This is a genomic window from Limnospira sp. PMC 1279.21 (assembly GCF_032349615.1).
Taxonomy (GTDB): domain Bacteria; phylum Cyanobacteriota; class Cyanobacteriia; order Cyanobacteriales; family Microcoleaceae; genus Limnospira; species Limnospira fusiformis.
The window spans coordinates 1-8856 of the sequence record NZ_JARPLU010000178.1 but is presented as its reverse complement, the minus strand read 5'-3'; the positions used below and the strand labels follow the sequence as shown (position 1 = coordinate 8856).

At 43.8% G+C, this 8856-nt stretch carries 7 protein-coding genes and 1 tRNA gene; 6 read left to right on the top strand and 2 right to left on the bottom strand.

Translation table 11 applies throughout. The features are described 5' to 3' along the window. From P5683_RS20290 to P5683_RS20280, 3 genes are all read left to right on the top strand, one after another. Nucleotides 1-609 (top strand): hypothetical protein (locus tag P5683_RS20290; RefSeq protein WP_315645543.1); only part of this gene is annotated, 609 nt, incomplete at its 5' end. Nucleotides 610-698: 89 nt separating this feature from the next. Next, nucleotides 699-1397: an MBL fold metallo-hydrolase gene (locus tag P5683_RS20285; protein WP_006621102.1), complete on the top strand. Its 699-nt coding sequence runs from the start codon at nucleotides 699-701 to the stop codon at nucleotides 1395-1397. A gap of 567 nt (nucleotides 1398-1964) precedes the next feature. Continuing rightward, nucleotides 1965-2729 (top strand): sulfite exporter TauE/SafE family protein, encoded by a 765-nt coding sequence (locus P5683_RS20280; protein ID WP_006621103.1) that lies wholly within the window; start codon nucleotides 1965-1967, stop codon nucleotides 2727-2729. A 128-nt stretch (nucleotides 2730-2857) separates the two neighbouring features. Here the strand turns inward: P5683_RS20280 and P5683_RS20275 are convergent, their stop codons facing one another. Then, nucleotides 2858-4342 (bottom strand): pitrilysin family protein, encoded by a 1485-nt coding sequence (locus P5683_RS20275; protein WP_273248714.1) that lies wholly within the window; start codon nucleotides 4340-4342, stop codon nucleotides 2858-2860. 19 nt (nucleotides 4343-4361) lie between these two features. Continuing rightward, the gene (locus P5683_RS20270; RefSeq protein WP_006669868.1) at nucleotides 4362-5945 is read right to left on the bottom strand and encodes a pitrilysin family protein; all 1584 of its coding nucleotides are present in this window, start codon (nucleotides 5943-5945) and stop codon (nucleotides 4362-4364) included. A 187-nt stretch (nucleotides 5946-6132) separates the two neighbouring features. On the opposite strand from P5683_RS20270, the gene P5683_RS20265 reads away from it, so the two are divergent. From P5683_RS20265 to P5683_RS20255, 3 genes are all read left to right on the top strand, one after another. After that, on the top strand, nucleotides 6133-6759 hold the full coding sequence (locus tag P5683_RS20265) for a TetR/AcrR family transcriptional regulator (RefSeq protein WP_006669869.1): 627 nt from the start codon (nucleotides 6133-6135) through the stop codon (nucleotides 6757-6759). 84 nt (nucleotides 6760-6843) lie between these two features. After that, nucleotides 6844-6933 (top strand) — tRNA-Ser (locus P5683_RS20260). 525 nt (nucleotides 6934-7458) lie between these two features. Beyond that, nucleotides 7459-8580 carry a hypothetical protein gene (locus tag P5683_RS20255; RefSeq protein WP_008048981.1) on the top strand — a complete coding sequence of 374 codons (1122 nt, stop codon included), beginning with the start codon at nucleotides 7459-7461 and terminating at the stop codon, nucleotides 8578-8580. Nucleotides 8581-8856: the final 276 nt, after the last annotated feature.

The following is an 8856-nucleotide window of genomic DNA, read 5'->3' as shown; positions in this document are numbered from 1 at the left end:
GCTGGAAGGTTATTTCAGGCATTGCAGCCCTATTTCACTCCTAAACGTTTCGCACTTCTTATCTTATTATACCGTATTGCCCTAAAATATTCACCTAATTTGAGATTAAATCATGCTCTCTCTCAAATTCGACAACCTGCCAAAAATTGTAGTATAGCAGTCAAATTGTCGGCTACTCATATAGGACATCAGACCATGAATCGTTTAATATACCAATTGAAATCTTTACCCTGGCGGTGGCTACTTCAAAGCGCCGGGGTCACAGTGGCTATAGTGGCGGCGGTTGAGTTGCTGTTGACTCTGGGTTTAACCTATTCGGCTAGTCTCTCTCAGGCGATCGCCTTCTTGTATTCCCCACCCTTGGGCATAATTATGTTTATCCTGTCGGCGATCGGTATCGGCGCTTTGGCTGTTTATCTCTTGGAACTTTGGGACCAAGATATGATCCTTAATTCCGGCAGTCTCTGGGCTTTGCTTGCCTGTCTACTTCTGGGTTTATGGATTAAATCCTTACTTCCCATACCTGACATCGTGATCACTTTATCACGATTTTCCTTTATTGGCGTTCTCGTCGGCGTTTTCTGGAAAGGAAGACCTTACTTTCGTTAACCCCCACCCATTGACGTTTAGCATTTAATATTTTACTATCTAGTTAAGTATTCACATAATATCTAAATGCAACGGCTAAAGGAGAATCAATGCTATTTCGTCAGCTATTCGACCCGGAAACCAGCACTTATACCTATCTAATTGCTGATACTGTCACCAAGGAAGCAGCCTTAGTCGATCCGGTTCTTGAACAAGTCGATCGCGATCTGAAATTGCTGGAAGAATTGGAATTAAAGTTACGCTATTGTTTAGAAACCCATATTCACGCTGACCATATTACCGGGACGGGGAAACTACGCCAGCTTACCGAATGTCTGGGAATTGTACCCCAAAAGGCTAATGCAGCCTGTGCCGATCGCTACATTGGTGATGGAGAAGTCTTAGAATTAGGGGAGATTAAAATTGAGGCGATCGCTACTCCCGGACACACTGACAGCCATATCACTTATTTGGTAAATGGCGATCGTATTTTAACCGGAGATTCCCTATTAATCCGAGGTTGTGGACGTACTGATTTCCAAAGTGGCGACCCCGGACAACTTTATGATTGCATTGTTCAAAAACTCTTTACACTTCCCGAAAATACTTTAGTTTATCCTGGTCATGACTATCGAGGTCATACAGTTTCCACTATTCAAGAAGAAAAACTTTACAACCCCCGTTTAGCCGGAAAAAGCCGCCAGAGTTTTATTGAATTAATGAATAGTCTCAATCTTCCCGACCCCAAAAAAATTATGGCTGCGGTTCCTGCTAATGAACGCTGCGGAAAAGTTCCCAGTCTTTCCTAAGTCTTTAAGCAAAATCTGGACGGGTTTATCTATCTTTCTAGTAACACACCAAAGCCGACTGGTCAGAAAGGGCGGGTTTATCTATCTTTCTGGGTTTCTAGTGATAGACCAAAGCCGACTGGTCAGAAAGAAAGGGCGGGTTTATCTATCTTTCTGGTGATACACCAAAGCTGACTGGTCAGAAAGGGCGGGTTTATCTATCTTTCTGGTAATACACCAAAGCCGACTGGTCAGAAAGGGCGGGTTTATCTATTTTTCTGGTAATACACCAAAGCTGACTGGTCAGAAAGAAAGGGCGGGTTTATCTATCTTTCTGGTGATACATTAAAGCCGACTGGTCAGAAAGAAAGGGCGGGTTTATCCATGTTTCTGGTGACACACCAAAGCTGACTGGTCAGAAAGGGCGGGTTTATCTATCTTTCTGGTGATACATTAAAGCTGACTGTAGAACCCGCCCCTACAGAGCCCGCGCCGATAATTATTAATTATTAATTATTAATTATTAATTATTAATTGCGTAACCCGCCCCAAATGTTTTTTTGATATTCCCTATTTTCTCATAGATTAATGATTATTTTGATTGTCGGACATCTCCTCGCTATTTGTATTGGTTTGAGTCTGGGTTTAATTGGGGGCGGAGGGTCAATTCTAGCCGTTCCGGTTCTCGTTTATATTATGGGAATAGGGACTAGAGAAGCGATCGCCATGAGTCTAGCCATTGTCGGTTCAGTCAGTTTGCTGGGGATGTTACCCCATTGGCGGCGTGGAAACGTGAATTTTAAGACTTTTGCAGTTTTTACCCCAACAGCCATGGTAGGGGCTTATTTTGGCGCTCGTTTAGCATCTTTTCCTGGGATTACCGATACCATTCAAATGGTCACTTTTGGGGCGATCGCCTTACTGGCTAGTATATTGATGATTTCCCGCAGTAATCATGTCCCCAAGGCGGTCAGTCCGTCTGTGGGTAAAGACAATTCTCGCTGGTGGTTGATTCCCCTGGGGGGATTAGGCGTAGGTGTAATTACCGGATTTGTCGGGGTTGGGGGTGGATTTGCGATCGTACCAGTATTGGTATTGCTGGGGGGAATTCCGATTAAAGAGGCGATCGGCACTTCCTTATTAATTATCACATTTAACTCTATTGCTGGCATTATCGGCTATTTAGGACAGGTTCCTATCAATTGGTCTCTCACCTTTTCCATGACCATAGCTGCTAGTTTAGGGACTCTCGGCGGCGCTTATTTGAATCAGTTTATTGACGGTAAACGATTACAAAAATTCTTTGGTTTCTTTGTGTTAGGAATTGCCACCGTCGTTTTACTGCAACATTAATAGCATTGAACCCCACCCAGTTAAATTATGCCATCCATAGTTCAGCATTTGGTAGGGGGGGTGATGACCCTCTCCCTGAGAGAGAGGGAGATTTTTGTCAATGAGGAATTATCATGCCTTCAAAATATCTAGGTTTGATTGGGGATAGTAATATCAATCGAGGTAACTTTGACATCCTCATTCAAGCTATTAAGGGGGGGATTAATACTCTTTTGATTACCCACCACTAAAATCACCAGCTTTTCGGGTTGGAGATACTCAGCCGCCACCCTCTGAACATCCTCAATGGTGGTCTCCTCAACTTGACGACGGTAGTTGAAGATAAAATCGGCGGGATAACCGAAGTATTCATAACGCATCAAACGGGAAAGGGTTTGGTCGCCGGAAGCGAAATTAAACACAAAAGAATTAAGGGTTGATTCCTTGGCGTAGTTTAATTCGTCGGCGGTAATGGGTTCCGTGCGTATGCGCTTAATTTCCGATTTCATCGCCTGAATTAATGGAACAGTCGTATCTGAACGAGTTTGACCCCCAGAAATAAATAAGCCGGGATAATCAAAATTAGGACTCCATACCCCATACACAGAATAGGCTAAACCTTGACGCGATCGCACTTCATTAAATAGCCTACCACCAAAGCCATTCATCACACCATTAAGAACCATTAGCGCCGGGTAATCAGGATTATTAGCCTTACCGCCTAAATGTCCCATCTGCACATAACTTTGAGTGAGTTGGGGTTGGTCAATCATAAATACCCCACCCATATTAACCTGATTCACATCAGGAAGGGGAGGATTTATAGCTTGATCGCCAGATTTCCAATCTCCGAACTTTTCAGCAATTAGCGATCGCATTTCCGCTGAATCAAAATCTCCTACAATCCCCAATATCATATTTTTGGGGTGAAAATACTGTTGATGAAACTTGAATAAATCTGACCTAGAAATCTGTGCTAAATGTTCATATTCGACACTGCGAGCGTAGGGACTTGTCTCCCCATAAATTAGCTTTTGAAATTCCCGACTAGCTATGCGTTGAGGGTCATCATTTCGACGAGCGATCGCCCCTCGCATTTGATTTTTCGCTAACGCTAATTGTTGAGAATCAAAAGCTGGTTCCCTAATCACTTCTGCAAATAAACTAAATACCGCATCCAGGTCTTCACTTAATGCACTAAAACCCGCATTTCCCATAGTGTCACTAATTCCCGTTTCTACCGATGCGGCTTTGTGTTCCAGGATTTCATTTAACACTTGGGGGGGATGTTTTTTGGTTCCCCCAGCGCGCATTAAACTCCCCGTTAAACTAGCTAATCCTACCTTATTATTAGGTTCAAAACGGCTGCCAGTTTTAAAGATAGCACTTCCCCTAACTAAAGGAAGTTCCCGGTCTTCCATTAAATAAATAACAATGCCATTGTCAAGTTCATAGCGACTGTATTCGGGAAGTGCCAAAGTGCGGAGGGGAGGGAATTCTAGTTCCCGATAATGTTTGGGAACTCCGGCGACTGCGGGGGAATGCCAAACCACTGTCATGACCAGGGTTAGACAGGCGATCGCCATTAGTAATAACCTGGATTTTTTCAATTTCATAGAGGTTGTCAATTGCATATTATTAGGAAGTGGTACATTAATTTTGCGATAAAAGACGACCCACCGTGCGATTTTCCGGGCGGAAAGTAGCCTGGGCGACCCTTTGAATATCTTGGGGAGTGATAGCCGAAATAGCATCCAAAGTTTCAAATAGGTTCCGCCAAGATCCTGTTTTCACCTCATAGTTAACTAAAGCAAAAGCCATCCCCATATTAGAATCAAGCGATCGCAATAAACTCGCCCGCGCCTGAGTTTTTACCCTTTCTAATTCCCGGGGAGAAACCAGTTCATTTTTGAGGCGGTCTATTTCCACTTGTAAAGCCGCCGCCACATCATCCACCGTATGATTAGGGGAAGTTAACGCATAAAACAACATCAAATTCTCATGTTTATTTCCCGGATAACTGCTAATTCCTTGGGCGGCGAGGGCTACCTGTTTTTGTTCTACCAAAGATTGATATAACCGGGAAGTGCGACCACTGCTAAGAATACTGGCGATCGCATCTATAACCACATGGTCTGGGTCACTGATAGCCGGGCGATGATACCCTTCTAAATACCAAGGTTGAGAACGTAGATATTTAGTGATTTCGCGAGTTTCAAGTTGTGGCGGTTCCTTCACATCAAGTTGTGGGGGATGAGGTCGAGATGGATAGCGACCAAAGTAGATTTCCGCCAGTTTTTTAACCTGTAATGGCTCTACATCTCCCACCACCGCTACAGTCAAATTACTCGGTACATAATAGGTATCAAAGAAATCCTGAACATTTGGGCGGGTCATCCTTTGCAAATCCTCTAAATAACCAATCACCGGACGACGATAGGGGTGTACTTGAAACGCCGTTTCAGCGAAAGCCTCCACCATTTGACCCACCGGAGAATTATCAGTCCGCAGTCTTCTTTCTTCAAGAATTACCTCTTTTTCCTTAAAGAATTCTCGGAATACAGGTTCTAAAAATCTCTCCGATTCCAGAGACATCCACAATTCTAACTTATTCGATGGTAGACTGTAGAAATATCTCGTTTCATCAGCAGAAGTCGTAGCATTCATTCCCACTCCCCCCGACTGTTCAACAATCCGCCCAAATTCATTTTGGTTAACATACTCAGACGCTTGTTTTTCCACCTTCACAAATTCCGCCGTCAGTTTAGCTACTTCCTCTGTATTACCCTGATTTTGGGCGACCAGGATACGGTCAAATAGTTGATCTAGTTTATCTAAAAGCGGTTTTTCCGCCGCATAATTACTCGTCCCAATCCGTTTAGTCCCCTTAAAAGCCAGATGTTCTAAATAATGGGCTACCCCCGTTTGTCCTTCCGGTTCATCAACACCCCCAACATCTGCATGAATTAAAAAAGAAACCACTGGCGCTTGATTTCTTTGTAAGACTATAAATTTCATCCCATTATCCAGGCGAAATTCACTCACTTTATCGATAACTCGATCTAAGTAAGGTTGGATAGATGGCGAATTGCTGGGAAGTTCATCAGCTTGGGTTGGCTGTCCAAAAGTAGTCACCCCCAGGACAATTGCTAACAGCAACAGCAGAAATTGTTTTAGCCAAGGGGGTAATCGTTTTTGATGGTGGTTATGTGAAGTCACGAACCAACTTAGATTCATAAAGATTTTTGAGTTTCTGGTTTAGATCATAGTTTCTATATTGACATACTCCCCCGTCAACTGCTATCCATGAAAAATACTATTCGTGAACTACAATGTCTCATCCACTCTTGACTCTGGCGAATTGCCTATCATACCATCAACTCAGGGTTTTGATAATTATCTCCCCCACAGCTTCAATTTATTTATGAACATCTTTAATCAATCTCCACCCCGAGAAGTTGACATACCTACTCGTATCCTGAAAGCGGCGACTAAACTTTTTGCGCGACGTGGCTATGAAGCAACTACTATCAAGGACTTGGCTGCTAAGGTGGGAGTGGCGGAGGGGACTATATTTCGCTACTTTCCTAATAAAAAGGCGATTTTGGTCGAGGTCGTGACTCAGGGATGGGTGGAGATTTTGACGGATTTACTCACAGAATTGAGTGAAGTCGCTAATTATCAAGGGATTTCACAAATTATGCGACATCGGATGATGGGTCTGCATAGTAACGCCGATTTACTGCGGGTTTGTTTCCTAGAAGCGCAGTTTCACCCGGAATTGAGCGATCGCATTCAGTCAGAAATTATTGCTAAAATGACAGACGTGGCTGAGGCTTTCTTTCAAACCGCCATCGAGAAGGGGGTTTATCGTCCCATGAATCCCCGTATCGTCGCCCAGGTATTTTTGGGGATGTTTGCTGTAGCTGGCTTCAGTTATCGCACTATTATTGACCCAGCCGCCTCCCCCAACGATATGCAGGAAATGGCTGAAGGACTCACTGATATTTTTCTCAATGGGATTATTAACCGAGAATCAACGGGCCATTAAAATCTCTGGGAAGGTCGAGCAAATTTTTTGGCGACAAGACTAGACTTATTTTTGAGAATCAGTTATAGTAGAATGATGTCACTGGGAGAGGTGGCTGAGTGGTCGAAAGCGGCAGATTGCTAATCTGTTGAGGGGTGTTCAGCCTCTCCGAGGGTTCGAATCCCTCCCTCTCCGTTCACAATTAACCTGGTGGGGAAAAACCAACAAGGCGATGAGTCTCTTACCTAATGTTTGCAAACAGTTACCCATTCACACCGACAAGTATTTGGGTTAATCCGTTGTCTGTGGCTCCTTCTCAATAAGGCCATAGAAAAAACGAGCATGGAGGGATTTGAACCCTCCATAAAAGCTATAACCCTTATTCTACCGCCATTCTAATGCGCTCAATGGCGATCGCACATTTAGGAGTTAGTGCCAAATGAGTGCAAGTATAAACAGTACACACAGTGGTACATATCAAGGCTTTCAAGACATTCTTGAGTTTTTTAATCTATCCCGCAAACAATGTCCCAAGGGTGTCAGGATTAAACGTAACCGGGGGACAATCCAACTAGACATCACCACTGACCCGGAAACGGGGGGCGTAAACAACGGGGATGTAATTGTCAGTTCACTTCTGAGGGTATCCGCAAGGCTGTTGACAAGGCTTGGCTAGTCCATAAATCCCTTGATGGACAATTCCAGTCAGTATCTGAATGGTTGGACTGGTACAAGGCTACTATCCTTGATGAGTCCAAAGTTCCCATGGAAAACGACTTAATCACTTATCGTCAAGTATTCAAAGACATGGAGGATGATTACTTTAATGGGGTACATCGTAACACCAAGCGAAAACGTTCCCGCGATATGGCTAGTGACCGGAAATCTTTCCGACGTTGCTTCACCCAGGTATTCGATCAAGTCACAGATTGGGATACTTACGTTAGTTGGGAAGGTATCAAAGAAGCACTGTATAGTCCACTACCAGACGGTAACAACCCAGTAGGACATAAAGACTTTAAAGACAGATACTACCGGTTAAAACAGGTAGCAGAACGCGCTGGACGCAAGAAAGCACTGGAGAAATTAGAAAAGATTGACCCTACTCAAACAGTATTTGCTGAATCCCAAAGTATAGACTTGGATACCTTGTTAAGTTTGCTAGACAAGGAACGCAACACTGATTATGGGCGGTCAACAGAAAACCAGGCACGTGATGGTTGGTGCTGGGTGTCGGCAATGTGTGCTTTATACGGGTTGAGACCGTCAGAAGTTGCGGCAGGTCAAAACTTAACCAAAGCCATTACGGTTGACGGTATCACTTTCCCGGCTGTATCTGACCCTAACAACCTTGAGTTAGTGCTGGTTATTGGTGAGTTTACTTACTTTGGTGGTAGCACCAAGACAGGTTGGCGGTTAGCTATCCCAATGTCAAAAGACAAGACTCTGATTAACCGCCTAGGAATTCATAACGTCTGCTTACCTATCACAGAATCCAAAGACCCTAGCAAGTTTAACGATAATCACCGCAAATGGTTAGAACGTCACGATTGGGGATTCACTCAAACTTATGCTTTCCAACACCTTGGTAACCAACTAGGAGAAATGAACGGGATACCACAAGAAATCAGAGCGCGTTCATTTGGTCATAGTGTTGCAGTTAATGACAGCAAGTACAAAAAACGCCGCCACCTGGCTACAGAGTTAGGTATCCTGACACGACATCAAAGGCAACCATTGCCACTAGATATGGGGAAACAAGCCTTAATTAATATCGGTATCAATCCAGATTTACCAGAAGTTAAGGCAATTCTTAGGGCAATATATCAACTCGATGATTAATCCCCAATAAACCCACAACACAATACCCTCTAGGCTAAATACCTAGGGGTTTTTTTTGCACTAACTCCTAAATGTGCGATCGCCCTTGAGTGCACTAGAGTAACGGTAGAATAGGGGTTATAGCCTTTATGAAGGGTTAAAATCCCTCCAGGCTCGTTTTTTCTATGGCGTTACCCTGACGGCGATAGCGGGAATTCACTTAACCCGATAGTCGTACCGTCACACTCAAAATGCACTCCATTCAGTCTTAGCACACGGGACAATTAGTGCATATCC